General features: G+C 72.2%; 20 protein-coding genes, 3 tRNA genes and 1 pseudogene. 11 read left to right on the top strand and 13 right to left on the bottom strand.

What is annotated here, in order from left to right:
• The first annotated feature begins 112 nt into the window (after positions 1 to 112).
• Together ACZ56U_RS14930 and ACZ56U_RS14935 are read left to right on the top strand one after the other, a co-directional pair.
• Complete coding sequence (locus tag ACZ56U_RS14930) at positions 113 to 1,072, top strand: ATP-binding cassette domain-containing protein (RefSeq protein ID WP_469084420.1); 960 nt, start codon at positions 113 to 115, stop codon at positions 1,070 to 1,072.
• 234 nt (positions 1,073 to 1,306) lie between these two features.
• Positions 1,307 to 2,140 (top strand): ABC transporter permease, encoded by an 834-nt coding sequence (locus ACZ56U_RS14935; RefSeq protein WP_469084421.1) that lies wholly within the window; start codon positions 1,307 to 1,309, stop codon positions 2,138 to 2,140.
• A 98-nt stretch (positions 2,141 to 2,238) separates the two neighbouring features.
• On the opposite strand, the gene ACZ56U_RS14940 is transcribed toward ACZ56U_RS14935, so the two are convergent.
• Positions 2,239 to 5,343, bottom strand: a complete 3,105-nt coding sequence (locus tag ACZ56U_RS14940) for an AfsR/SARP family transcriptional regulator (protein ID WP_469084422.1) — start codon at positions 5,341 to 5,343, stop codon at positions 2,239 to 2,241.
• Between the two features lie 395 nt (positions 5,344 to 5,738).
• Positions 5,739 to 5,812, bottom strand: a tRNA-Lys gene (locus ACZ56U_RS14945).
• Between the two features lie 177 nt (positions 5,813 to 5,989).
• On the opposite strand from ACZ56U_RS14945, the gene ACZ56U_RS14950 reads away from it, so the two are divergent.
• The 5 genes from ACZ56U_RS14950 (at position 5,990) to ACZ56U_RS14970 (ending at position 11,588) form a co-directional block, all read left to right on the top strand.
• On the top strand, positions 5,990 to 7,306 hold the full coding sequence (locus tag ACZ56U_RS14950) for a peptidoglycan-binding protein (RefSeq protein ID WP_469084423.1): 1,317 nt from the start codon (positions 5,990 to 5,992) through the stop codon (positions 7,304 to 7,306).
• Positions 7,307 to 7,368: 62 nt separating this feature from the next.
• Complete coding sequence (locus tag ACZ56U_RS14955; RefSeq protein WP_469084424.1) at positions 7,369 to 8,508, top strand: SPFH domain-containing protein; 1,140 nt, start codon at positions 7,369 to 7,371, stop codon at positions 8,506 to 8,508.
• Positions 8,509 to 8,606: 98 nt separating this feature from the next.
• Positions 8,607 to 9,212 carry a lytic polysaccharide monooxygenase auxiliary activity family 9 protein gene (locus ACZ56U_RS14960; RefSeq protein WP_469084425.1) on the top strand — a complete coding sequence of 202 codons (606 nt, stop codon included), beginning with the start codon at positions 8,607 to 8,609 and terminating at the stop codon, positions 9,210 to 9,212.
• Between the two features lie 215 nt (positions 9,213 to 9,427).
• Positions 9,428 to 9,937, top strand: coding sequence for a DUF3592 domain-containing protein (locus ACZ56U_RS14965; RefSeq protein WP_469084426.1), 510 nt, complete (start codon positions 9,428 to 9,430; stop codon positions 9,935 to 9,937).
• Between the two features lie 55 nt (positions 9,938 to 9,992).
• Positions 9,993 to 11,588, top strand: coding sequence for an AMP-binding protein (locus ACZ56U_RS14970; protein WP_469084427.1), 1,596 nt, complete (start codon positions 9,993 to 9,995; stop codon positions 11,586 to 11,588).
• A 170-nt stretch (positions 11,589 to 11,758) separates the two neighbouring features.
• Here ACZ56U_RS14970 and ACZ56U_RS14975 read toward each other — a convergent pair.
• The 7 genes from ACZ56U_RS14975 to ACZ56U_RS15005 form a co-directional block, all read right to left on the bottom strand.
• Positions 11,759 to 11,832: transfer RNA gene (locus ACZ56U_RS14975), tRNA-Lys, on the bottom strand.
• A gap of 98 nt (positions 11,833 to 11,930) precedes the next feature.
• Positions 11,931 to 12,689, bottom strand: a complete 759-nt coding sequence (locus ACZ56U_RS14980; RefSeq protein WP_469084428.1) for an IclR family transcriptional regulator — start codon at positions 12,687 to 12,689, stop codon at positions 11,931 to 11,933.
• Between the two features lie 193 nt (positions 12,690 to 12,882).
• Positions 12,883 to 13,689 carry an ectoine/hydroxyectoine ABC transporter ATP-binding protein EhuA gene (ehuA, locus tag ACZ56U_RS14985; protein ID WP_469084429.1) on the bottom strand — a complete coding sequence of 269 codons (807 nt, stop codon included), beginning with the start codon at positions 13,687 to 13,689 and terminating at the stop codon, positions 12,883 to 12,885.
• Complete coding sequence (ehuD, locus tag ACZ56U_RS14990; RefSeq protein WP_469084430.1) at positions 13,679 to 14,329, bottom strand: ectoine/hydroxyectoine ABC transporter permease subunit EhuD; 651 nt, start codon at positions 14,327 to 14,329, stop codon at positions 13,679 to 13,681. The genes ehuA and ehuD overlap by 11 nt, the downstream gene beginning before the upstream one ends.
• Positions 14,326 to 15,045, bottom strand: a complete 720-nt coding sequence (gene ehuC / locus ACZ56U_RS14995; RefSeq protein WP_469084431.1) for an ectoine/hydroxyectoine ABC transporter permease subunit EhuC — start codon at positions 15,043 to 15,045, stop codon at positions 14,326 to 14,328. Before ehuC ends, ehuD begins: the two co-directional genes overlap by 4 nt.
• On the bottom strand, positions 15,042 to 15,881 hold the full coding sequence (ehuB, locus tag ACZ56U_RS15000) for an ectoine/hydroxyectoine ABC transporter substrate-binding protein EhuB (RefSeq protein ID WP_469084432.1): 840 nt from the start codon (positions 15,879 to 15,881) through the stop codon (positions 15,042 to 15,044). Before ehuB ends, ehuC begins: the two co-directional genes overlap by 4 nt.
• 326 nt (positions 15,882 to 16,207) lie before the next feature.
• Entirely contained in the window at positions 16,208 to 17,155 is a 948-nt protein-coding gene (locus tag ACZ56U_RS15005; protein ID WP_469084433.1) for a D-2-hydroxyacid dehydrogenase, read from the bottom strand.
• Positions 17,156 to 17,401: 246 nt separating this feature from the next.
• On the opposite strand from ACZ56U_RS15005, the pseudogene ACZ56U_RS15010 reads away from it, so the two are divergent.
• The 3 genes and pseudogenes from ACZ56U_RS15010 to ACZ56U_RS15020 form a co-directional block, all read left to right on the top strand.
• Positions 17,402 to 17,572, top strand: a pseudogene (locus ACZ56U_RS15010) (maleate cis-trans isomerase family protein); the annotation flags it as partial.
• On the top strand, positions 17,569 to 18,300 hold the full coding sequence (locus ACZ56U_RS15015; RefSeq protein ID WP_469084434.1) for a maleate cis-trans isomerase family protein: 732 nt from the start codon (positions 17,569 to 17,571) through the stop codon (positions 18,298 to 18,300). The pseudogene ACZ56U_RS15010 and the gene ACZ56U_RS15015, both read left to right, overlap by 4 nt.
• A 207-nt stretch (positions 18,301 to 18,507) precedes the next feature.
• Positions 18,508 to 19,596, top strand: coding sequence for an LLM class flavin-dependent oxidoreductase (locus tag ACZ56U_RS15020; RefSeq protein WP_469084435.1), 1,089 nt, complete (start codon positions 18,508 to 18,510; stop codon positions 19,594 to 19,596).
• On the opposite strand, the gene ACZ56U_RS15025 is transcribed toward ACZ56U_RS15020, so the two are convergent.
• Positions 19,575 to 21,392 carry a putative bifunctional diguanylate cyclase/phosphodiesterase gene (locus ACZ56U_RS15025; RefSeq protein WP_469084436.1) on the bottom strand — a complete coding sequence of 606 codons (1,818 nt, stop codon included), beginning with the start codon at positions 21,390 to 21,392 and terminating at the stop codon, positions 19,575 to 19,577. The two genes, ACZ56U_RS15020 and ACZ56U_RS15025, sit on opposite strands and share 22 nt — an antisense overlap.
• 283 nt (positions 21,393 to 21,675) lie before the next feature.
• Here ACZ56U_RS15025 and ACZ56U_RS15030 point away from each other — a divergent pair, with 283 nt between their 5' ends.
• Positions 21,676 to 22,947, top strand: coding sequence for a M6 family metalloprotease domain-containing protein (locus ACZ56U_RS15030; RefSeq protein ID WP_469084437.1), 1,272 nt, complete (start codon positions 21,676 to 21,678; stop codon positions 22,945 to 22,947).
• Between the two features lie 138 nt (positions 22,948 to 23,085).
• Here the strand turns inward: ACZ56U_RS15030 and ACZ56U_RS15035 are convergent.
• The 3 genes from ACZ56U_RS15035 to ACZ56U_RS15045 form a co-directional block, all read right to left on the bottom strand.
• Positions 23,086 to 23,159 (bottom strand) — tRNA-Lys (locus ACZ56U_RS15035).
• On the bottom strand, positions 23,150 to 23,746 hold the full coding sequence (locus tag ACZ56U_RS15040; protein ID WP_469084438.1) for a bifunctional DNA primase/polymerase: 597 nt from the start codon (positions 23,744 to 23,746) through the stop codon (positions 23,150 to 23,152). The genes ACZ56U_RS15035 and ACZ56U_RS15040 overlap by 10 nt, the downstream gene beginning before the upstream one ends.
• Positions 23,747 to 23,853: 107 nt before the next feature.
• Positions 23,854 to 24,219, bottom strand: coding sequence for a hypothetical protein (locus ACZ56U_RS15045; RefSeq protein ID WP_469084439.1), 366 nt, complete (start codon positions 24,217 to 24,219; stop codon positions 23,854 to 23,856).
• Positions 24,220 to 24,273: the final 54 nt, after the last annotated feature.

The raw sequence follows: 24,273 nt of genomic DNA on the forward strand, positions 1-24,273 counted from the left end.
CGTCCTGTCAGCGCGCCCGTCAGCCGTGTCAGCGGGATGTCCGCCCCCTGTCAGCGCGCCCCGGCACAGTCCTGTCCATCGAGAACGACAGGCAGCTGACGAGGAGTTGATGATGTCCTACGCGATCCGCGCCGAGGGGCTGGTCAAGAAGTACGGCGACTTCACCGCCCTGGACGGGGTGGACCTGGAGGTCCCGGCCGGCCAGGTGGTCGGCGTCCTGGGTCCCAACGGCGCGGGCAAGACCACCACCGTGCGCATCCTGGCCACCCTGCTGCGCCCCGACGCCGGCCGCGCGACCGTCGGCGGCCACGACATCGCCGTGGACCCGGTCCGGGTGCGGCAGCTGATCGGACTGACCGGCCAGTACGCCTCGGTGGACGAGACGCTGTCCGGTGCCGAGAACCTGGTCCTGATCGGCCGGCTGCTCGGACTGTCCCGGCGGGACGCCAGGGCCCGGGCCGCACGGCTCCTGGAGGACTTCTCGCTCACCGAGGCGGCCAAGCGCCCCATCGCCACCTTCTCCGGCGGGATGCGCCGGCGGCTCGACCTGGCCGCGAGCCTGGTGGGCCGGCCCCGGATCCTGTTCCTCGACGAGCCGACCACCGGCCTCGACCCGCACGCCCGCCAGGAGGTCTGGGACGTGGTCAGGGGGCTGGTCGCGGACGGCTCCACGGTCCTGCTCACCACCCAGTACCTGGAGGAGGCCGACCAGCTCGCCGACTCCATCACGGTGTTCGACAAGGGCCGCAAGGTCGCCGAGGGGCGGCCCGGTGAGCTCAAGCGCCGCGTCGGCGGTCAGATCCTCCAGGTCCGCCCGACCGTGCCGACCGACGCCCCGCAGGTGGCCGCGATCCTCGCCGAGCTGTCCGGACACGCTCCCGCCGAGGACTCGGGCGTGCTGACCGTGCCGGCCGACGAGCCGCTGCTGGTCTCCGCGGTCGCCCGCCGGCTCGACGGCGCCGGCATCTCGGCCGACGAGCTCGGCCTGCGGCTGCCGAGCCTGGACGAGGTCTTCCTCGCCCTGACCGGCCACGCACCGACGCCGACCACGGCGGAACCGGCGGCGGCCTGACGCGGGCTCACCCCGCGGCCGACTGATCCCAGCCCGTCTGATCCCGCCCGTCTGATCCCCGTCGGGGCTGATCCCCGTCCCTCTCTTCCCCGCCCTTCCCGCCGCCGTCTGACTCCGGCCCGCTCCCGCGGCCGTCAGGCCCCGCCCGCCCCACCGCCGTACGGTTCCCGCGCCTCCCGCGGCCGTCCGGCCCCTGCCCACCCCGCCCCGCTTTCCCGGAAGGACCCGACCGTCATGGCCACCGACATCCTCATCCCCGGCACCACCTCGACACCCGCCCCCGCCAGGCCCGCCCGGGTCGGACTCGTACCGACGCTCCGGCACAGCCTGGCGCTGGCCGGGCGGGGCGCGACCAAGTTCATGAGGTCGCCGCTCCAGCTGGTGGACGTGGTCCTCACCCCGGTCATCTCGCTGCTGATGTTCGTCTACCTCTTCGGCAAGGCGATCTCCGGCGGCGACCAGGACGCCTATGTGCAGCTGATCGTCCCCGGCGTGATGGTCATGACCGTGTTCCAGGCCAGCATCGGCATCGGCGTCGCCCTCAACGCGGACGCGAGCACCGGGATCTTCGACCGGTTCCGGTCCATGCCGATCGCCCGCTCGGCGCCGCTGATCGGCGCGGTCCTCGCCGACTTCGTCCGCTACGCCGTGTGCCTGGGCACCCTGGTCGTCCTCGCGCTGGTGATGGGGTACCGCCCCGACACCACCGTGCCGGCCGCGCTCGCCGCGCTCGGACTGCTCATCGCCTTCGCGATGTCCTTCTCCTGGATGTCGGTGTGGCTGGGGATGGTGGCGAAGACCCCGGGCTCCGTGCAGGGCCTGATGACCATCCTGGTGCTGCCGCTCACCTTCGCCAGCAACGTCTTCGTCCCCGCCGAGGACATGTCGGGCTGGCTGCGCGCCTGGTCCGACGTCAACCCCGTCTCCCTGATGGCCGACACCACCCGAGGCCTCCTCGACGGCGGCCCGGTCGCCTCGCCCCTGGCCGGCAGTCTCGCCTGGATGGCCGGCATGGTCGTCGTCTTCCTGCCCCTGGCCATGCGCGCCTACCGCAGGAACAACACCTGACCCCCCTCACCCCACCCGGACCGGCCGCCCACCCCAGGGCGGCCGGTCCGGCGCGCGCGGCCCGGAACCCCGCCTCCGGTCCCGTGCCGCCCCGGTCCTCAACCCCCCAGCGCCTCCCGCTCCAGCCAGTCCCGGGCCTCCGCCCGGCGCATGGACGACCCCTTCTCGTACGCGGCCCGGTAGCCGTCCTCGCCCAGCGCCTGGACCATCCGCGTCCGATGCCCCCGCAGTTCCGGCTCCCCGGCGTCGAAGGCGCCGCGCATGACCTCGCTGATGCCGAAGGAGGTGGCGCCGGCGGTGGGGTCGCCCTCCAGGGTGCGCAGGCCGCCCAGGAGTTCGGCGACCCAGGCGAGGCCCGCCCCGGCACCCTGGCCGAACAGGGCACCGGCCGCCTCGGGCAGCAGGGCCCGGGCCTCGGCGGCGCGGCCCTCGGCGAGCCGGTTCTCGACACGGGTGCTGAGGACCAGGTCGCGCGCGACTTCCGCGAGGTCGGGGCGGCGACGGGAGAGCGCCTCCAGATGGTCCAGGGTCCGGTTCGCCTGCTCCAGGTCCCCGGACATCCGGTGCGCGTTGGCGAGGCCGACGAGGATGTTCGCCTCCAGCCGCAGCTGGCCGCGCTCCCTGGCCTGGCGGTGCGCGGCGCGCAGATCGCGGAAGGCGCCGTCGAGGTCCCCGCTGCGCCGGCGTTCCCGGGCGAGCCGGGCCTTGCTGAGGTACAGGTGGTCCTCGGTGCCCAGCTCGGAGCTGAGGGCGACGGCCCGTTCGAAGGTCGCGATGGCGGGGGCGTGCTCCCCGCGCAGCGAGTGGTCGCGGCCGATCGGCATCAGGGCGAGCACGATCCCCCAGCGGTCGCCGACCGCCTCGAACCCGCGCAGCGCCTCCGCCCGCGAGTGCGCGCCGGTCTCCAGGTCGCCCTGCTCGGTGAGGGCGAAGTCCCGGGCGAGATGGGCGCTGGCCCGTACCCAGGGGTCGGCCGAGCGGAGGAGGTCGTCGGGGGCCGGGGCGTCGCCCGCGAAGGCGACCTGGGACATCCGCAGCAGCAGCCCGGCGGGACGGAACTCACGGTCCACGGCCGAGTCCCCGCCCGAACCCGCCGGCTCGCCGTCAGGGCCACCCCGCTCACGCCCCGGGTCCCCCAGCTCCGCCAGATGTGTCTCCAGCCGGCTCCCCAGCCCCCGAATGCCCCAGTACCAGAACATCGCGGCGCCGAACCGCACCGCCGTCTCCCGGTCCCCGCTCTCCCGGACGAGCCGCAGCGCGTGGGTGAGGTTGTCGTGTTCGGCGTCGAAGACGGCGGTGGCGCGCAGCTGCTCGCCGGTGCGCAGGAGAGGCTCGTGCCGTTGGGCCAGGTCCAGGTAGTACGCCGTGAAGCGGTCCGTGAGGTCGTCGCCGGACTCGGCCAGGCGGCGGGCCGCGTACGCGCGGACGGTGTCCAGCATCCGGTAGCGCGACTCGTCCCCGGCGCCGCGCACCTCCTGCACCAGCGACTTCTCGATCAGTGCGCCGAGCACGTAGAGCACGTCGTCGGCGGGCAGCTCCGGGTCCGGGCAGACCTCCTCCAGGGCGGCGAGCGTCGCCCCGCCGGGGAAGGCGGACAGCCGGCGGGCGAGGATCCGCTCGGGCTCGTCGAGCAGGTCCCAGCTCCACTCGACCATCGCCAGCAGGGTGCGCTGGCGCGGCAGGGCGGTCCTGCTGCCGGAGGCGAGCAGCCGGAACCGGTCGTCGAGGCGGCGCGCGATCTGCTCCACGCCCATCGAGCGCAGCTTGGCCGCGGCCAGCTCCAGGGCGAGCGGCATCCCGTCGAGGCGGCGGCAGATCTCCAGGACGGCGTCGAGGTTGTGCTCGTCGAGGGTGAAGCCCTGCCGGATGCCGGCGGCCCGGTCCACGAACAGCCGGACCGCGGCCGCCGCCAGCGCCTCGGCGGGTTCGGGCGATCCCGTGGGCACGTCCAGGGGGCCGAGGTGGAACAGCGACTCGCCGTCGATGGCCAGGGGCTCGCGGCTGGTGGCGAGGACGCGCAGCTCGGGAAGGCGTACGAGGAGCTGTTCGGCGAGTGCGGCGGCCGCCTCGACGAGGTGCTCGCAGTTGTCGAGCACCAGCAGGGCGTCGCCGCTGCCGAGGAGCCCGGCCACCCGCTCCACGGGGGAGGCCTGCTGGGCGCCGCCGCCCTCGTACAGGCGTCCGTCGGTGGAGCTGAGGGCGCCGAGCACCGCGTCGGCCAGCCGCTCGGGGTCGCTCACGCCCGCGAGGGGGACGAACCGGACCCGGTCCCGGGCGTGGGCGCCGTCCCTGGTCACGGCCTCCAGGCAGAGCCGGGTCTTGCCGGCGCCGCCCGGGCCGACCAGGGTGACCAGCCGGGCCGCACCCATCAGATCCGCGAGGCGGCCCAGTTCGCCGTCGCGTCCCACGAAGCTCGTCAGCCGGGCCGGCAGCCGGCTCGGGGCGTCGGCGGGCCGGGCGGGCCGTTCCAACTCGCCCCGCAGCAGCGCGAGATGGATGTCGCGCACCTCCGTCGAGGGGTCGACGCCGAGTTCGTCGCCCAGTCCGGCGCGCAGGTCCTCGTAGACGGCGAGGGCGTCCGACTGGCGGCCCGCCGCGGCCAGGGCCCGCATCCGCAGCCCCGCGAGACGCTCGCTGAGTGGATGCCGGGCGCCCGCCTCTTCGAGGTCGGCCAGGACGTCGGCGTACCGTCCCACGCGCAGCTCGGCGTCGAAGCGGTCCTCCATGGCCGCCGCCCGGAGTTCGTCGAGGCGCGTGGCCGCGGCGCCGGCGAAGGGGGCGTCCAGAACGTCGGCGAGGGCCGCGCCCCGCCACAGCCCGAGCGCGGTCGCGAGGGTCCGGGCCGCCTCCTCGGCGCGCCCCGAGGCGAGGGCGCGCCGGCCCCGGCCCGCGAGGTCCTCGAAGCGGTGGGTGTCCACGTCCTCCGGGGCGACGGAGAGCCGGTAACCGCCCGCGACGGCGTCGACGGTGCCGGTGCCGCGCAGCGCCTTGCGCAGCCGGGACACCAGGGCCTGCAGGGCGTTGCCCGCGTCGGCCGGCGGCTGCTCGCCCCACAGCCCGTCCACGAGGGAGTCGACGAAGACGGGGCGACCGCCTTCGAGGGCGAGCCGGGCGAGGAGCATCCGCAGCCGCACACCGCCGATGTCGACGGCCCCGCCCTCGCCGCACACCCGCACCGGCCCCAGCAACTCCACCCTGAACATGACAATCCCCCCACTCCGTCGGGCTGCTGCTCAACCCCAACGCGGCCCAAGGATCACCCACTTGCCGCCCCCGGTAAACCCGGGCCCCGGACTCCGCTGACGCTGCATCTCCTGGGGGATAACCCCCAGACCCCCAGCCGCCCTCCTGGCACCCGGAGTCCCAGCGCTCCCGTACCTCCGGAAACGCCCGAAGGGCCCCTCGTTCTCACGAGAGGCCCTTCTGAGGTGGGCCGCCAGGGACTCGAACCCCGGACCCGCTGATGCTGCATTCTCTGGGGGATAACCCCCAGACCCCCAGCCGCCCTCCCGGCACCCGGAGTCCCCGCGCCTCCCCGCGCTCCCGTACCCCGGAAACGCCGAAGGGCCCCTCGTTCTCGCGAGGGGCCCTTCTGAGGTGCGCCGCCAGGGACTCGAACCCCGGACCCGCTGATTAAGAGTCAGCTGCTCTAACCAACTGAGCTAGCGGCGCCTGCTGGCCCGGAGAACTCTACCCGACCTCCCGGGGTGCTCCTGACCGCCTCACCAGGGGTGGAAGGGGGTGCCGTACATCATTCGGACCGTCAACATGCGCGTCCGGACGACAGTTGAGAAACTGACGAATGTGCACAATCGCGGACATTTCCATCTGGAGTGTGAGGGGCATCGCATGGAGACTCCGGTATTCGAGGAACTCGATCCCGCGAGCGACTGTGACTGCCCCGGATGCGTCCACTGGCGGCGCGTCCTGCCGCACTCCGGCACCGGCCGTCACCCCGCCGCCCAGCGGGCGGTGATCCTCGCGGCGGCGGCCTCCACGGCCCTCGTCGGCCACACCGCCCCCGCCCTGGCCGCCCCGCACACCCCCGACCACCTCACCCACCCCGCCCGTCCCGGCGTTCCCGCAGGTGACGAGCCCGACACCCCGCAGGGCGACAAGGCCCCGCTGCACGGCCCCGGCGGCAAGCCGGCCGTGATCAAGGCGCCGACCACCACCCGCGCCGAGATCATCAGGCGGGCCAAGAAATGGGTCACCGCGCAGGTGCCGTACAGCATGACGGAGTACTGGTCGGACGGTTACCGCCAGGACTGCTCGGGCTTCGTCTCGATGGCCTGGAGCCTGCCCGGCAACGAATGGACCGGCAGCCTCGACCAGTACGGCGTCAAGATCCCCAAGGACGACCTCCAGCCCGGCGACATCCTGCTGTTCCACAACCCGGCGGACCCGCAGGCCGGCTCGCACGTGGTGATCTTCGGCGGCTGGACGGACTACACGCACACCTACTACATCGCCTACGAGGAGACCCGCCCGCGCGCCCGCAAGCAGGCCACCCCGTACGCGTACTGGAGCAACTCGGCCCGCTACAGCGCGTACCGCTACAAGGGGCTGATCGCGGGCGCGGCCGGCAGCGACAAGCCGAGCGAGCCCACCGACACCCCGTACCCCGGCGCCGCCTACTTCGGCCCCGGCGCCAACAACAAGTACGTCACCCAGCTGGGCCGCATGCTCGTCGAGCGCGGCGCCCAGCGCTACTACTCCTCGGGCCCCGGGCCGCGCTGGACCGACAGCGACCGCCGGGCCACCCAGGCCTTCCAGCAGGCACAGGGCTGGCAGGGCGCGGACGCGGACGGGCTGCCGGGGCCGCAGACCTGGACACTGCTGGTGAGCGGCGAGGGCAACGACATCCGCGCCGGGGCGGCCGGCCCACCCGCCCCCACCGCACCGGGGGCACCCTCCTCGCACGGGGTGCCCGGCTACCCGGGGCGGGCGATGCTGCGGCCCGGGGCCGTCAACAAGTACGTCACCCAGCTCGGGAAGCAGCTGGTGAAGAAGGGGTTCGGCAGGTACTACACGACCGGCCCGGGTCCGCGCTGGGGCGAGTCGGACCGCCGGGCCGTGGAGGCCTTCCAGCGGGCCCAGGGTTGGCGAGGCGGCGCCGCGGACGGCTACCCGGGGCCGGAGACCTGGCGGCGGCTGTTCGCCTAGGCCGCCGTCCGGCACCACCCACCCACTGTCATGACGCATCTGGCGCGGAGGCTGGAGCACGCATGAGCACGACGACCACTTCACCCACCCCTGAGTCCCCCGGGTCCGAGGGGCCCGCCGAGACCACGGCCGGCACCCGGCCCGCCCGGCTGATCCAGAACGAGGCGACCACCGAGATCCCCGTCCACCTGCTGTTCCGCGACGACCCGGAGACCGGCTCCGTGCCGTTGAGCCCCGCGATCGTCGGACGCCGGCAGGGCACCGGCGAGCAGCCGCGCTTCCGGCGCCCGGCGCAGGCCGCGCCGCGGCCCGCGCCCCAGGTGGACCCGGCGCTGGCGGAACGGCCCGCCCGGGTGCTGCCCGGCTCGGCGGGGGTGCTCGCCGGGATCTGCGGGATGGCCGGCTGTGTGGCCACCGCGTGGTGGGCGGGCCTGCTCCCGCCGCTCGTGGTGGAGGCGCTGCGGCTGCCCGAGTACGCCGGGGCCGGCCTCGGCCCCGCCCAGTGGGCCGCGTACGCCGGGGCCGGCGCCCTGAGTCTGTTCGGCTTCGGCGGGCTGGCGCGCGGGCGGACCGGGCGGGCGTGGGTGCTCGGACTCTTCGGCCGCTACCGGGGCACGGTCCGGCGCACCGGCCTGATGTGGGTCAACCCGCTGCTGCTGCGCCGCCGCGTGGACGTACGACTGCGGCACTGGCGCAGCGAGCCGATGCCGGCCGCCGACGGCAACGGGGTCGCGCTGCGGGTGGTCGTCCTGGTGGTGTGGCGGGTGCGGGACACCGCGCGGGCCACGCTGGGCGTGGAGGATCACGAGACGTATTTGCGCGAGTGCGTGGAGGCGGCGCTGGTGCGGGTACCGGTGGAACTGCCGGGTTCGGCGCGGATGTCGATGGACTCGGCGGCGGAGGCGCTGACCCGGCTGGTCGCGGCGGACGCGGGGGCGGTGGGCCTGGAGGTGTTCTCGGTGCAGCCGGTGCGCGTCGAGTACGCCCCCGAGGTGGCCGCCGCGATGCACCGGCGCCGGATCGCCGCGCTGGACGCCCAGCAGCGGGCGAGCGTGCTGACCTCGGTCGTGGACTCGGTGGAGGACACGGTGACCCGGCTGACCATGCGCGGCCTGGTGGAGCTGGACGACTACGAACGCAAGGCGCTGGTCAAGGACTTGACGGTGGCGTTCTGCGCGGGGCGGGGGGAGGCGGGCCAGTGATTGGTCTGGACATGCTCAAGTAACGGCAATATTCTGGGACTTGGTCTAGACCTGCACGGCTCACTGAACTTCCCCCACGTTCTCCAGGGAGCGGCAGCATGCGCAAAAAGACCAAGTGGTACGCCGCCGTGCTGGGCCTCAGCACGGCCGGAGCCCTCGTGCTCTCCTCCGGCGGCGCCAGCGGACACGGCTACACCGACCTCCCCATCAGCCGGCAGAAGCTCTGCCAGAACGGCACCGTGACGGGCTGCGGCGACATCCAGTGGGAGCCGCAGAGCGTCGAGGGGCCCAAGGGCTTCCCCGGGTCCGGCCCGGCCGACGGAACGATATGCAGCGGCGGCCACAGCCGGTTCAGCCAGCTCAGCTCGCCGCGCACGCCCTCGGGCGGCTCCTGGCCCGCCACCAGGGTGACGGGTGGTCAGAGCTACATCTTCCGCTGGCAGTTCACCGCCCGGCACGCCACCACGGACTTCAAGTACTACGTCACCAAGGCGGGTTGGAACCAGAGCCACAACCTGGCCCGCTCCGACCTCAACCTGACCCCGTTCCTCACGGTCCCGTACAACAGCCAGCAGCCCCCGGCCACCCTCTCCCACAGCGGCACCCTGCCGTCGGGCCTGAGCGGCCGGCACGTGATCCTCGCGGTGTGGACGGTCGCGGACACCGGCAACGCGTTCTACGCCTGCTCGGACGTGACGTTCTGATCGGCTCCGGGAGGTTCCTCTGATCGACTCCGATCGGGGAGATCCGCTTCAAGGACAGCGGCGGACCTCGCGGCCGTGACACCGGCGGCGAGGTCCTCGCGCTTCGCCACGCCCGGGCGACGGTGCCCGAACTCTGAGCTTGGCTTGAGCAACCCCGGGTCTACCAGTGGGTATGTTCCCCTCACGATCACCACGTCGAGTTCGGGGGAAGTGCCATGGACCTCATCTTCTACGCCGTACCCGGCCTCATCCTGGCCGTGGTCGTCTTCCTGGCCTCCCGTGTACTGCGGCGCTCGATGCAGCTGCGCAGCGCCTGGAACAGCGGGCTGACCGCCGAGGGGCGCTGTCTGCGGACGTTCACGACGATGCACGGCGGCGCCCATGACACGTCCGTGCACACCACGCTGCACCATGTCTACGAGTTCACCGCCCGCGACGGCCGCACGATCCGCTTCGAGGAGGAGGACGGCCCGGCGACGGTCGTCGAGGGCGACTTCGTCACCATCCACTACGCCGAGGGCCACGAGGTCGTCGCCACGGCCAAGGCGCCGACCCGCGGCAGGCTGGCGGTGTCCACCGGCCTCACGCTGGCGTTCCTCGGGGTGGCCGTCGTGTTCTGCATCGGCTTCATGGTCACGTTCCACCAGATGTCGGACGACTTCGTGGACAGCCCGGACGACTCCACCGACGTCGTGGTGGTCGACGGTGTGACGCTGACCCCGTGACCCCCGCTGCCGCGGGGCTCCACATCTGACGCTCCATCAATTACCGTGCGCCGCCATGGAGTCCAACAGCGGCACGGTCGCCGAACTCGTCGCCGCCCGGTGGGGCGACCACCGGCCGGGGCTGTGGTTCGAGGACCGGACGCTCACCCATCACCAGGTCGCGTCCGCCGCCGCGGCCCGGGCGGCCCTGCTGAGAGACCTGCTGCCACCCGGCGCCCACATCGGCGTGCTGCTCGACAACACCCCTGAGTACCCTCTCTGGTTGAGCGCCGCCGCCCTCGCCCGCAACGCCGTCGCCGGCGTCAACCCCACCCGCCGCGGCCCCGAACTCGCCCGGGACATCCTGCACACCGAGTGCCGCATCCTGGTCACCGAACCGGCCCACCTCCCGCTGCTCGCCGACCTCGAACTCCCCGGCGGACGGGTGCTGGTGACCGGCGGCGAGGAGTACGACGCCCTGCTCGCCCCGTACGTTGACACCCGGCCGGACGCCGCCGAGGCCACCCCGCGCGACCGTCTCCTGCTCTACTTCACCTCGGGCTCCACCGGCGCCCCCAAGGCCGCGATCTGCACCCAGGGCCGCCTGGCCGCCGCGGGCCGCTCGCTGGCCGGGCAGTTCGGGGTGCGCCCCGACGACGTCCACTACGTCTGCATGCCGATGTTCCACGGCAACGCGGTGATCGCCGACTGGGCCCCCGCCCTCGCCGCCGGAGCGGGCGTCGCGCTGCGGCGGCGGTTCTCGGCCTCGGGGTTCCTGGCGGACGTACGGCGGTACGGGGCGACGTACTTCACCTATGTGGGCCGGGCCGTGCAGTACGTCCTCGCCACCGAGGAGCGCGCCGACGACCGGGACAACCCCCTGCGGATGGGCTTCGGCACGGAGGCGGGGGCGGCGGACGCGGCCGCCTTCGAGCGGCGGTTCGGGGTGCGGCTGGTGGAGGGGTACGGGTCCTCCGAGGGCGGGGCGGCCGTGCAGTGGTCGCCGGGGACGCCGGCCGGGGCGGTGGGGCGGGCGGGGCCCGGGCTCGTCGTCCTCGATCCGCGGACGCGTGCGGAGTGCCCGGCGGCCGTGTTCGACGGGGCCGGGCGGCTGCTGAACGGGGACGAGGCGATAGGGGAACTGGTCAACCAGGGGCCGAACCCCTTCGAGGGGTACTGGCGCAACCCGGCGGCGGAGGAGGAACGGCGCCGCGACGGCTGGTACTGGACGGGGGACCTGTTCTGCCGGGACGCGGACGGCTACCTCTACTTCGCGGGCCGCACCGACGACCGGCTGCGCGTCGACGGCGAGAACCTGGCCGCCGCGATGATCGAGAACATCCTCGCGCGCTACGAGGGCGCGCACGCCGTCGCGGTGTACGCGGTCCCGGACCCGGTGACCGGCGACCAGGTCATGGCGGCCCTCGCCGGCACCTTCGACCCGGAGGCCTTCACCGCGTTCCTCACCGCCCAGCCCGACCTCGGCACGAAGATGGCCCCCCGTTTCGTCCGGGTCGTGGACCGGATGCCGATCACGGCCACAAACAAGATCCACCGCACCCTCCTGCGTAGGGAGGCCCTCCACTGCACAGACCCACTGTGGTGGCGCCCACCGGGTGAACAGACATACCGGAGCCTGACCGCGCAGGACGTCGAGACGCTGAGCCCCTGAGACGCGGGGGCGCCTTGAGGCCCCCACCCACCCCGCGGCTCCCGGCGCCCCGCGCTCCCCGGGCGCCCGGAGTCCCGTCCCCAGCCGCCCCGGCCCCCGGAGTCCCCGCGCGCCCCGTCCCCCGGGCATGCTCGAAGGGCCCCTCGCTCCCACGAGAGGCCCTTCTGAAGTGCGCCGCCAGGGACTCGAACCCCGGACCCGCTGATTAAGAGTCAGCTGCTCTAACCAACTGAGCTAGCGGCGCATGACTCACGCCCTCCGCTGGATCTGTGTCTCGCGGCTGGCGACAGAGAAAATACTACCCGGTCCCAGGGCGTGCTTCTGACCACGCTCGGGCCGCCCTCAGATGGCCAGGGAGAGCAGGACGGGCGCCGCGTTCCTGTTCAGGGCGTCGGCCGCCTTGCGGAGGCGGTGGGCGTGCTCGACGGGGAGGGAGAGGGCGAGGCAGCCCACCGAGGAACCGGCCGTGACGGGGACGGCCGCGCACACCGTGCCCACCGCGTACTCCTGGAGGTCGAGGTGGGGGACCGTCGGCGGCTGGGACTCGAGCCGGGACAGCAGCAGCTTGTCGCTGGTGATGGTCCGCGAGGTGAGGCGGGCCATCTTGTGCCGGGAGAGGTGGTCGCGCCGGCTGTTGTGGTCGAGCTGCCCCAGCAGGCTCTTGCCGATCGCGGTGGCATGGGCGGAGTAGCGGAAGTCGACCCACTCGTTGACCACGGGGGTCGTGGGTCCGTCGGCGTACTGGGCGATCCTGATCTCGCCGTCGACGTACCGGCTGAGGTACACCGCGGCGCCGACCGAGTCGCGCAGTCGGTCCAGGGTGCGCTGGAGCGTCTCGCGCAGCGCCTGCTCACGGTCGTGCGCGGAGCCGAGGCGGGTCAGCGCGTCCCCCGTGACGTACGCGCCGTCGGTGACCTGCTCGACGTAGCCCTCGCGGCGCAGCATCCTCAGGAGCGTGGTCAGGCGCTCCGGGTCGATGTCGGTCTCTCGGGCGAGTTCGGTGTCGGTTACTCCGGTGGTGTGCCGTGCCACGGTCTCCAGGACGCGTAGGGCGTCCTGGGCCGAGTGGTACGGCGCGGTCGGCTCGTGCTTCAGCGCCACGGTGTTCCCCCTGCGCTCTACTGGGCCGTGATCCGGACAGCGAATCCTCTCCACGATAGCCCGCAAAGGGCTTGAAGTGAGGGCCTGTTGACGAGATTCCGTCCCTCTCAGCTGGGGCGCTGACCTCCTGGCATATGCCAAAGTCATGCCCCAGCCGTTGGACCTCGCCCACAGGCCCCTCCACCTCGTGCGGTCAGAGCACCGCGCTGAGGAATTCCCGCGTACGGTCCTTCTCCGGCTCGCCGAAGATCTTCTCCGGTGGACCGGCCTCGATGATCCGTCCCGAGTCGAACATCAGTACCTTGTCCGAGATGTCCCGGGCGAAGTTCATCTCGTGGGTCACACAGAGCATCGTGATGTCGGTGCTGCGGGCGATGTCCCTGAGCACGTCGAGGACGCCCGCGACCAGCTCCGGGTCCAGCGCCGAGGTCACCTCGTCCAGCAGCAGCACCTTCGGCCGCATCGCCAGTGCCCGCGCGATCGCCACCCGCTGCTGCTGGCCGCCGGACAGCTGCGAGGGCCGCGCGTCACGCTTGTCGGCCAGGCCCACCAGGTCCAGCAGTTCGAGGGCGCGCGCCTCCGCCTCGTCCTTGGACATGCCGAGGACGGTGACCGGGGCCTCGGTGATGTTCCTGAGCGCCGACATGTTCGGGAACAGGTTGAACTGCTGGAACACCATCCCGATCTGCTTGCGGACCTCGCGGACCTGCTTCTCCGGCGCCGGGAACAGCTGCTGCCCGTCGACGGTGATGACCCCCTCGTCGGGCTTGGTCAGCGTCATCAGCAGCCGCAGGATCGTGGTCTTGCCCGACCCGGACGGCCCGATGAGGGTGACGTGCTTGCCGGCGTCGACGGAGAAGTCCAGATGGTCCAGGACGGTGTTGCTCCCGAACCGCTTGGTGACCTGCTCCAGCCGGATCAGCTCACCGCCGGGTCGCTGGTCGGCGGGGTTCTTGTCGGCGGGGTTCATGTCGGGGATGTGCTGTGTGTCAGTGGACAAGACGACGCTCCAGGGCTCGCACGAGGAGGGAGGCCAGATAGGCGATGAGGATGAAGGCCACGCCGATCACGGTCAGCGGCTCGGTGAACTGGAAGTGCTCCTGGGAGAACAGCCGCGCCTGCCCGAGCATGTCGAGGACGGTGATCGCCATCAGCAGCGGCGTGTCCTTGAGCATCGCGATGACGTAGTTGCCGAGCGCCGGCACCACCCGGCGGATCGCCTGCGGCAGGATCACCACCCGCCACGTCCTGGCCACCGGCAGGTTCAGCGCCGTCGCGGCCTCCCACTGGCCGACGGGCACCGCCTCGATGCCGGCCCGGTAGACCTGCATCGTGTACGTCGAGTAGTGCAGGCCGATCGCGAGGACCCCGGTGGTCAGCGCGGAGAAGGTCAGGCCCCACTCGGGCAGCACGTAGAAGAGGAAGAACAGCTGCACCAGCAGCGGCGTGTTGCGGATGAACTCGGTGACCGCGCCCACCGGCCAGGTCACCCAGCGGGTCGGTGCCCGCATCAGCAGCGCCCACACCAGGCCCAGCGCGAACGAGATCACCGAGCCCAGCGCCAGCGCCTGGAGGGTGACCAGCAGACCGTCCCAGAACTGCGGCATGAAGTCGCCGACCGCTTCCCAGTCCCACTTCACGAGACAGCACCTCCGACGCCCGTGGTCTCGGCCCGCTTCAGCTCACGCGCGGTGACCCCGCGCTCCGGAGCCTTGCCGACCCCCGCCTTCAGCCTCTTCTCCAGACCGCGCATCACCCGGGTCAGGGCGAAGGCGATCACGAAGTAGATGACCAGCAGGTACGTGTAGATCTCCGCGCTCTCCTGCAACGCGAGCCGCACGAGGTTGCCGCTGAACGCCAGGTCGCCCATGCCGATGATCGACACCAGCGCGGTGCCCTTGAGCAGCTCGATCAGCAGGTTGGAGAACGAGGGGATCATCTCCGGCACCGCCTGCGGCAGGAGGATCAGCCGCAGCCGCTGCCAGGGCGTGAAGCTGAGCGCGATCCCGCCCTCCTGCTGCGCCGGGTCCACCGCGTTCAGCGCGCCGCGCACGATCTCCGAGCCGTACGCGCCGTACGTCAGCCCGAGGGCGAGCGTGCCCGCCCACATCGGCACCAGCTGCCAGCCGAAGGCCAGCGGCAGCACGAAGTACACCCAGAAGATCATGATCAACGCCGAGGTCCCGCGGAACACCTCGGTGTAGAAACCGGCGAGGAAGCGCACGATCCACAGCCGGTGGGTGCGCGCGACACCGACGACGAACGACACGGCCGTCGCCACCAGCGCGCTGAACACCAGCAGTTGGACGGTGGTCCAGACGCCCGTGAGTACGAGTTCCCAGAGTCCCGTGGTCATCCGCCGCACAGCTCCTTCGCGGTGAGGTCGGTCATCTCGGCCTCGGTGAAACCGAAGGGCCTGAGGATCCGGAGCAGCTCCCCGCTCTTCTTCAGCTTCCGCAGCTCCCCGTTGAAGGCGTCCCGCAGCCGCGTCTCGGTCGGCCGGAACGCGAACGCGCCGCCGTCGACATGCGGCTTGCCGTCCACGAGGGGCGCGAAGGCCTTGGTGGCCTCGGTCTTGGCGGACTTCTTGACGACCTCGCGGGTGGTCAGCGCCGTACCGGCGAAGACGTCGGCCCGGCCGGCCTCGACGGCGTTCAGTCCGGCGACCTGGTCCGGGACGATCAGGATGTCGCTCTCCTCGTACCCCGCGTCGACGGCGTACTGGATCTCGGCATATCCGGTCCCGGTGGCGAACTTGGCCTTCTTCTCCACCACGTCCTGGTAGGTGTGGAGGCCTTTCGGGTTGCCTTTCCGGACGATGAAGGAATCGAGCATCTGGTAGTCCGGATCGGAGAAGATCACCTGTTCGCAGCGCTCGGGGTTGACGTACATCCCGGCGGCCACGACATCGAACTGCTGTGAGTTCAGCCCCGGGATGAGCGACCCGAACTCGGTGGGCACCGGCTGCACCGTGTCCACCCCGAGCCGCTTGAAGATCACCCTCGCCAGCTCGGGTGCCTCACCGGTCAGCCTGCCGTTCTTGTCGATGTACCCGAACGGGATCTCGCCGGCGATTCCCAGCCGTACGACACCCGCCGCCCGGAGGCGGTCGAGCAGATCACCGCCGTCCTTCGTCGAGGCCGTGGCCACCCGCGAGCAGCCGGCCGCCCCCAGCGCACCGAGCGCCGCCACCCCCGCGAGCAGCGACCGGCGAGTGGTTCTGGGTGGGTTCGTGGCGTCTCGGGTGGCGTTGCGAATGTCGTTCCGTATCGGTGGAGCCATGGCGGCGCAGCTACCCGACCGGATGTGACTTATGCCGACCGATTCGAGCCCGATTCCGACCGGCGAGGTCTGGACCGGCGCTTTCTCCGTCACGGGCTCGGAGCTCGGCAGCACGTCTCACGGCTACGACCGCGAGCTGCGCGCGGGCACGGCCGTCGTCGGCCTCGCCCTCTTCCGCGAGCGCCACGACCTCGTCCTGAACGGCGAAGTCGGCTGGGTGCCCGGGACCGTCCGAGTCAGTGCCCTGGTACGTACCCGCGCTTCTTGTCGACCACGTTCGGCAGCGGCTTGCCCGCCGCCCACAGGTCGTACAACTGAAGGAACTGCGCGCCGAGTTCGTCCCGCCAGCCCACCGCGTCACCGCTCATGTGCGGGGACACGATCAGATCGGGGACCTGCCACAACGGGCTGTCGGGGCCGAGGGGTTCGCGCTCGAACACATCCAACGCCGCCCCGGAGATCCACCGCTTGCGCAGCGCGTCCGCCAGCGCCTCCTCGACGACCAGCTGCCCCCGCCCGACGTTCACGAACCGCGCCGACGGCTGCATCACCCCGAACCGCCGGGCGTCGAACATCCCTTGGGTCTCCTCGGTCAGCGGCGCCGCCGCGATCACCCAGTCGGCCCGGCCGATCAGCCGGTCCAGGTCCCCGGGCCCGTGGACACCGGTGCGCGGGGTACGGCCGACGACCGCCGTGGTGACCCCGAGTGCCTTGAGCGTACGGGCGATCGCCCGGCCGATCGGTCCCGAGCCGACGATCACCGCCCTTGTCCCGGCCACCCGTCCCGACTCCCGGTGCCGCCACACCCGCTCCCGCTGGAGGTCCAGCGTCCGCGGCAGATCCTTCGCCATCGCCAGGACGAGCGCGGCGACGTACTCCGCGACCGGCTGGTCGAAGACCCCGCGCGCGTTGGTCACCACCGTGTCGGACGTGGCGAGTTCGGGGCACATCAGATGGTCCACGCCCGCGCTCGCCGTGTGCACCCAGCGCGGCCGCGGCCCCTCGCCCGGCCAGGCCGCGCGCACCGCCGTCGAGGTGAAGTCCCACACCAGCAGGACATCGGCGTACGGCAGCCGCTCGGCCAGCGTCGAGGCGTCCGCGTGCTCGACACGGGCGCGGCCGGTGAGGCTGCCGAGACGGGGGAGGGGATGGGCGTCCAGCACGAGAAGGGTGGGGGCGGTCATCGCAAACCGTTCCTCGGGCGTCCGACATGCGCGGATCGACCACGCTCGCACCCGAACCCACCGCCGTCAACACAGGCGTGTGCACATTCCGTTGCCGCTCTGTCTCTCACCGTGAGCCCGGTGTGCTGCCATGGACGTCTCCTCTCTCGGCGGACCACGCCAACCACCGCGGTGTCGGCGTCGTCACCCCTTCACCAGCGCCTGCGCCTTCACGGGCCTGACCAGGCACAGGAAGGTCCCCTACCGGAGCTGCGGATCCCGGTGATCTCAACCAACCAGGTGACGATGTGGGCGGCGTTGCGCCGATTGGGTACCCGAGCGGTGGGGCCGTACCAGGCGCTGATCGATCGGGCGGCCAGGACCGGCCCCGTGCGCCCCGTACCGCCGGACGAAGAGCAGCAGGAAGGCTGGACATGACCGCACTCGGATTTCTCTACCCGGGCCACTCCGCCGAGGACGACTACCCGCGCATCGAGCAGCTCCTGGGCAGCGACATCCGCCTGGACGTGGTCCACACCGACATCGGCGAGGATGCCCACCGCCCCGACGCCCTGCGCCGCATGGGCTCCGAGGCGCGCCTCGCGGCCGGCGTCGAGGAGCTGCGCCTGGCGGGCGCCGAGTCGGTGGTGTGGGCCTGCACGAGCGGCAGTTTCGTCTACGGCTGGGAGGGCGCCCATGAGCAGGTCCGCACCCTCGCCCGCACCGCGGGCATGCCGGCCTCCTCGACCTCGTTCGCCTTCGTGCACGCCGCCCAGGAGGTCGGGGCGCGGCGGGTGGCGATCGCGGCGACCTACCCGGACGACGTGGCGGAGCTCTTCGCGGACTTCCTGCGGGCGGGCGGCCTGGAGGTGACGGGCCTGAAGGGCGCCGGCATCATCACGGCCGCCGAGGTCGGCGCGTGGGGCGAGGAGGAGGTCTTCACCCTGGCGCGGCAGGCGGACGCGGCGGAGGCCGACGCCCTGCTGCTCCCGGACACGGCCCTGCGCACAGCCGCGCACGTCGCCGCCCTGGAGAAGGAACTCGGCAAGCCGGTCCTCACGGCCAACCTGGTCACGGTCTGGGAAGGCCTGCGCCTGGCGGAGCGCCGGGTGAACGCGCCGAACCTGGGCGCGCTGTTCACCAGGGAACCGATCGTGCAGGTGTAGCCGGTTCCCTCGCGAACGCCGGACGGGCGGGATCGTTTCCCGCCCGTCCCGCGTCCGAGGACGAGGCCCCGTTCAGGACCGAAGCGGGGGTCCGGGGGCCCCGGGGTGGGACGGGATAGGGCGGCGGGGTCGATGGAATAAAACGGAGCCCCCCTCCTGTTATCGGCCGAGGAACAGCGCACGGCACCCACCACAGGAGGCACCCCAGTGACGGCAGACGAGATTCGGGGAACGACCCACGGCACCGCCCCCACCCCCCTCTCCGTACTCGACCTCGTCACGGTCGGCGCCGGCCGCACCGCCACCGACGCCCTGCGCACCAGCGTCGCCCTCGCCAAGCTGACGGAGTCCCGCGGCTTCCACCGCTACTGGGTCGCCGAGCACCACTCCATGCCCGGTGTCGCCTCCTCGTCCCCCGCCGTGATCCTCGCCCACCTCGCCGCCCACACCGACCGCATCCGGCTCGGCTCGGGCGGCGTCATGCTGCCCAACCACGCCCCGCTGGTCATCGCGGAGCAGTTCGGCACCCTGGAGGCGATGGCCCCGGGCCGCGTCGACCTGGGCCTCGGCCGCGCCCCCGGCACCGACGGCGCCACGGCAGCGGCCCTGCGCCGCAGCGAACGCCTCAACGAGGGCGCCGACGACTTCCCCGAGCAGCTCGTCGAGCTGACCCGCTTCCTGGACGACGACTTCCCCGACGGCCACCCCTACCGCCGTATCCACGCGGTCCCCGGCCCCGTCCAGTCGACGTCCCCCGGCGGCGTCCAGTCCCCGCACCGCCCCCCGATCTGGCTGCTGGGCTCCTCCGGCTTCAGCGCCCGCCTGGCCGCCACCCTCGGTCTGCCCTTCGCCTTCGCCCACCACTTCTCGGCGCAGAACACCGTCCCGGCCCTTGACCTCTACCGCGAGTCCTTCCGCCCGAGCGCGGTCCTTCAGGAGCCGTACGCCCTCATCGGCGTCTCCGCCCTGGCCACGGACGACGAGAAGGAGGCCCGCCGCCAGGTGCTGGCCGCGAGTCTGAACATGGTCCGCCTGCGCACCGGCCGCCCGGGCCTCGTCCCGACCCCGGAAGAGGCGGAGGCCTACGACTTCAGCCCCATGGAACGCGAGTTCGTCGCGTCCTGGAACGCCAACGTCGTCCACGGCACCGCCGACGAGGTCCGCTCCGGCCTCGACGACCTGCGCAAGCGCACCGGCGCCGACGAGCTCATGATCACGTCCCACGCCCACAGCGGGGAGCTGCGCCTGCGCTCCTACGAACTGATCGCGGACGCCTACGGCCTGCCGACCGCCTGACCGGTCAGCAACGCGGAGATACGATCCGGCGCCACCGGCCGCGAGTACAGCCACCCCTGGCCGGTGTCGCAGCCGATGCGGCGCAGCCGGGAGGCCTGCGCCGAGGTCTCCACGCACTCCGCGGTGACGGTCAGCCCGAGCCGGTGGGCCAGCTGGATCATCGCCTCGACGACGACCTCGTCGGCGGGGTTGGGCGAGGCGCCCGTCCCCTCGTACTGGAAGCCGCGCACGAAGGAGCCGTCCAGCTTGAGGACCGCGACCGGCAGGCGGCTGAGGTAGGCGAGGTTGGAGTAGCCGGTGCCGAAGTCGTCGATGGCGATGTGGACACCCATGTCGCTCAGCGCCTGGAGCACCTGGAGCGGCCGGCCCGCCGAACCCATGACCGCCGACTCCGTCAGCTCCAGCTGGAGCAGCCCGGGGGCCAGGCCCGTCTCCGCGAGGATCTCGGCGACGTCGGCGACCAGGTCGGAGTCCCAGACCTGGCGGACCGCGACGTTGACGCTGACGAAGATCGGCGGCTCGTCGGGGTGGTCCAGCTGCCACCGCCGTGCCTGACGGCACGCGGTGGCCAGCACCCAGCGGCCGAGCTGGACGATCGAGCCGTCCTCCTCGGCCAGTCCGATGAACCGATTCGGCGTCAGCATGCCGAACTGCGGATGGTTCCAGCGCACCAGCGCCTCGACACCGCGCAGCCAGCCGTCCTCCATCCCGACCAGCGGCTGGTACTCGAGCACGAACTCACCGCGCTCGATGGCCGGGCGGAGCGTGGAGGCGAGGGCCTGGCGGGTCATCTGGTGGGCGTTGCGCTCCGGGTCGAAGAGCGTCCAGCGGGACTTGCCGTCGGCCTTGGCCCAGTACAGGGTCGTGTCGGCGGCCTGCACCAGGGCGGTGGGGGTGGTGCCGGCCGCGTGCCGCTCCACGACGCCGATCGACGCCGAGACCGACAGCCGCCGGCCGGAGATGTCGAAGGGCGCCTGGACCGCCTTCAGGACGGCCTCGGCGAGGTCCGCCAGCTGGTCGGTGCCGGTCGAGTCCTCGACCAGCAGGGCGAATTCGTCGCCGCCGAGTCTGGCCACCAGCGGCACGCTGCCCCGGGTGAGGCCGGCCTCGTCGGCGCAGCGCGTCAGCCGTTCCGCCACCGCCGCCAGCAGCCGGTCGCCGACGCGGTGGCCGAGGGTGTCGTTGATCGCCTTGAAGCCGTCGAGGTCGAGGTAGCACAGCCCGATCCGCCCGGTGCCGCCCTGTGCGTACGACTCCACCTCCAGCGCGGCCGAGAGCCGCTCGAAGAACAGGGTCCGGTTGGGCAGCCGGGTCACCGGGTCGTGCATCTGCAAGTGCCGCAGCCGGGCCTGGAGTTCACGCTGGGAGCTGATGTCGACGAGCGACAGCAGCACACCGGGCTCGCCCGTGCCCAGCGGCGCGACCATGATCTGCACCCACACCGACCGGCCGTCGGGGTGCTTGAGCCGGCGCGTGCAGCGCAGTCTGGCCTGCCGGCCGCGCAGCACCTCCTGGTAGGCGTGCCAGGTCCGGGTGTCCGAGGCCAGGTCGACCAGCTCGGCGGCGCACTTCCCGGTCAGCACCTCGGGCGCGCAGCCGAGGAGCTCGCCCAGCGTTCCGTTGGCGCCGACGACCAGGCCGTCGCGGTCCACGACGGCCATGGCCAGCGGCGCGGCCGTGAACGCCGACCGGTACGTCGGGGTTTCCGTACGAGGAGACGTACTGAAGTCACTGTCCGTGACGACCGCCCGGTCGAGATCTGCCGCGGGCGCCGGCCCTTCGGAGGTTCCGCTCACCGTTCGCTCCCGCAGTGCACTCGATCTCTGTCCGTGCAGGAAAGTGTGCCGATCATAGAGGCTGACCCCCACCCCTTCCAGCCATCGTCCAGTGTCCCGGAACGACCGGCCCTTCTGGCAGATCGTTTCTGCCCTTACCTGGACGGCTTGTTGAGGGCGCTCGACCAGGTGTGACGTTCCGTGAGCGATTCGGGGTGTCGCTTCTGACGCTTCTTCGCCGTACTCACTCGTCTGGTGCAGACAAACAGGACGCAGTACGACAATTAACCACAAGCTGGGTGCGGTGTCCCGCGAACCGCACCCGGAGGTCCCTGTGCCGCGCCCTTTCCAGCGCCCCCGACTGCGCAGCACCGCGGCCGTGTTCACCACCCTGTCGGCATTGGCCGCCACCTCTCTCATCACCGGTCCCTCGGCCGCCGAACCCTTCTCGGCCGAACCGTGTGCCCTGCCCCGCACCCAGGCGCACCACTCCGAGGGTCTGGACACCTGGAACCACACCTATCCGCGTCCGACCCGCGACCTGGACGCGGTGATGGTGTTCCTGTCCTTCCCGGACGCGACCCCGCGCACCACCCCGGACGAACTGGCCGCCGACCACTTCCCGGCCACCAGCCGCTTCTTCGAGCAGGCCTCCTACGGCAGGTTCACCCTGCGCCCGCATCCGCTCCGGCACTGGATCGGGATGCCGCGCTCGTCCACGGCCTACGCCATACAGCGCGACTGGAACGCCTACCACCGGGCCGCCTACCTGCGCGACGCGCTGGCCGCGGCGGACGGTGAGGTGGACTTCTCCCGCTACGACGTCGTCTACTTCGTGGCCGACCCGGACGCGCCCGGCGTGGACTCCGACGCCACGAAGGTCGTCAACCTGGACACCCCGCTGCGCGCGGACGGCACGGACATCCGCCGGGTCGTCACGGTCTTCGAGAACCACCCGCCGGACCGGCTCGTGCTGGCCCACGAGACCGGGCACGTCTTCGACCTGCCGGACCTCTACCACCGCCCGGTGGACGGCAAGGGCGACTGGGACACCTACGTCGGCGACTGGGACCTGATGGGCAGCCAGTTCGGCCTGGCGCCGGACCTGTTCGCCTGGCACAAGTGGAAGCTGGGCTGGCTGGAACCGCGCCAGGTGGCGTGCGTACCGGGCTCGACCCGGCTGACGCTGGAGCCGCTCGGGGCGGGCGCACCGGCCGGGGGCGCCGCCTTCGGCCTGGGCCGGGGCACCAAGCTCGCGGTCGTCCGCACCGGGCCCGACAGCGCGCTCGCCTTCGAGGCGCGCGGCGCGGTCGGCAACGACACGGCGACCTGCCGTGAGGGCGTCCTCGTCTACCGCGTCCACGCCGGCTCCGCCTCGGGCGGCGGCCCGGTCCAGGTGATCGACGCCCACCCCCGCACCGAGGCCTGCTGGGAGGACTCGGTCTACCCCCCGCTCGCGGACGCCCCCGTCACCCTCGGCGAGAGCTTCACGGTGCCGGGGACGACCGTACGGGTGGAAGCGGAGGGCCGGACGGCCTCGGGCCAGTGGACGGTGCGGATCACGACGACCGGGTGAGTTCTGGTCTGGGGTCATTGCGTGCCGGGGAGGGGGTGTGGGTGGCGAAGCCCCCACAGCGCGCGGCGAAGCCGCGCAGAAATGACGACAGCGAGGCATGTTCGCGCTTTCTGCGAACATGCCTCGCTGTCGATGTCGTGCGCCGCCAGGGACTCGAACCCCGGACCCGCTGATTAAGAGTCAGCTGCTCTAACCAACTGAGCTAGCGGCGCCTGCTGACGTCGTAGACCTTAGCATCCTGATCGGCTGGGGGAAAAATCGATATCCGCACGGCCGCGCGGGCCGCCCGTACGGCCGCCCACAGCAGGATCTCGGGGCCCGGCAGCCAGGGGTGACGGGTGTCCGGGGCGACCAGCCAGCGGCTGTCGAACGGGGTCGTGGAGGCGCCCGTGGGCCTCGGCGCGGGGACGGTCACCGCGTCGCCGGTGCCGTGGCACAGCAGTGGCGGAACCGCCCCGGTGCGGCCGAACTCCTCCCACCGCAGCAGCGACGGCAACCGGTGCGCGGTGCGCGGCGCGGCGAACAGCAGCATCCGGCCCCGGAACACCGCGACCGGTCCCGAACCCGGCCCCTCGTCCCACAGCTGGTCCAGCATCCGGCGCCCGAAGACCGCGGGGACGCTGACCACGTCGAAGACGCCGCCGCAGGGCAGGACGACCGGGGCGTCCGGGCGCTCCCGCCAGAAGGCCAGCGTGCTCCGCGGATACGTTCCCGCCGACGCGAGCCAGTCGGCCCCGTCCGCGGTGACCCCGCTGGCGTCCGAACGGTCGGAGAAGAGCTCCTTGCCTGTGTCGCTCATGACTCCAGGTGTACCGCGCGTGAGAGTTCCGTCTCAGAGGGTTGCCGGAAACCGGGACAGGGGAGCGGGCGGGGGAGTATCTTGCTCCCCTGGCATATGCCAGAGCTTTACGCAGGGTCGATGGCGCCCTTGCCCTCGGCGCCCCGCATCAGGTCCCGGCCGAACTCCACCATCTTCTTGGCATAGTCCTCGGTCCACTCGGCCCGCTCCGCGATGTCCGCGGTCGTCAGCCGGTCGAACCGCCGCGGGTCTGCCAGCTGGGCCGCCGCGATCGCCTGGAACTCCACGGCACGGTCCGTTGCCGCCCGGAAGGCGTGCGTCAGCTCCGTCGCCCGGGCCAGCAGCGCCCTGGGGTCGTCGATGGACTCCAGGTCGAAGAAGTGCTCCGGATCGGCGGCCGCCTCCGCGGGCTCGAAGAGCAGGGGCGCGGGGCGTAGCCGCGGTTCATTACGACGCGGCGTGGGCTCCGCCATGTCTTGTCCTCCTCGTACGCTACCGACGACCCTTCTGCGGACCGGGCCGTCGTC

The organism is Streptomyces sp. NPDC034103 (assembly GCF_055575395.1).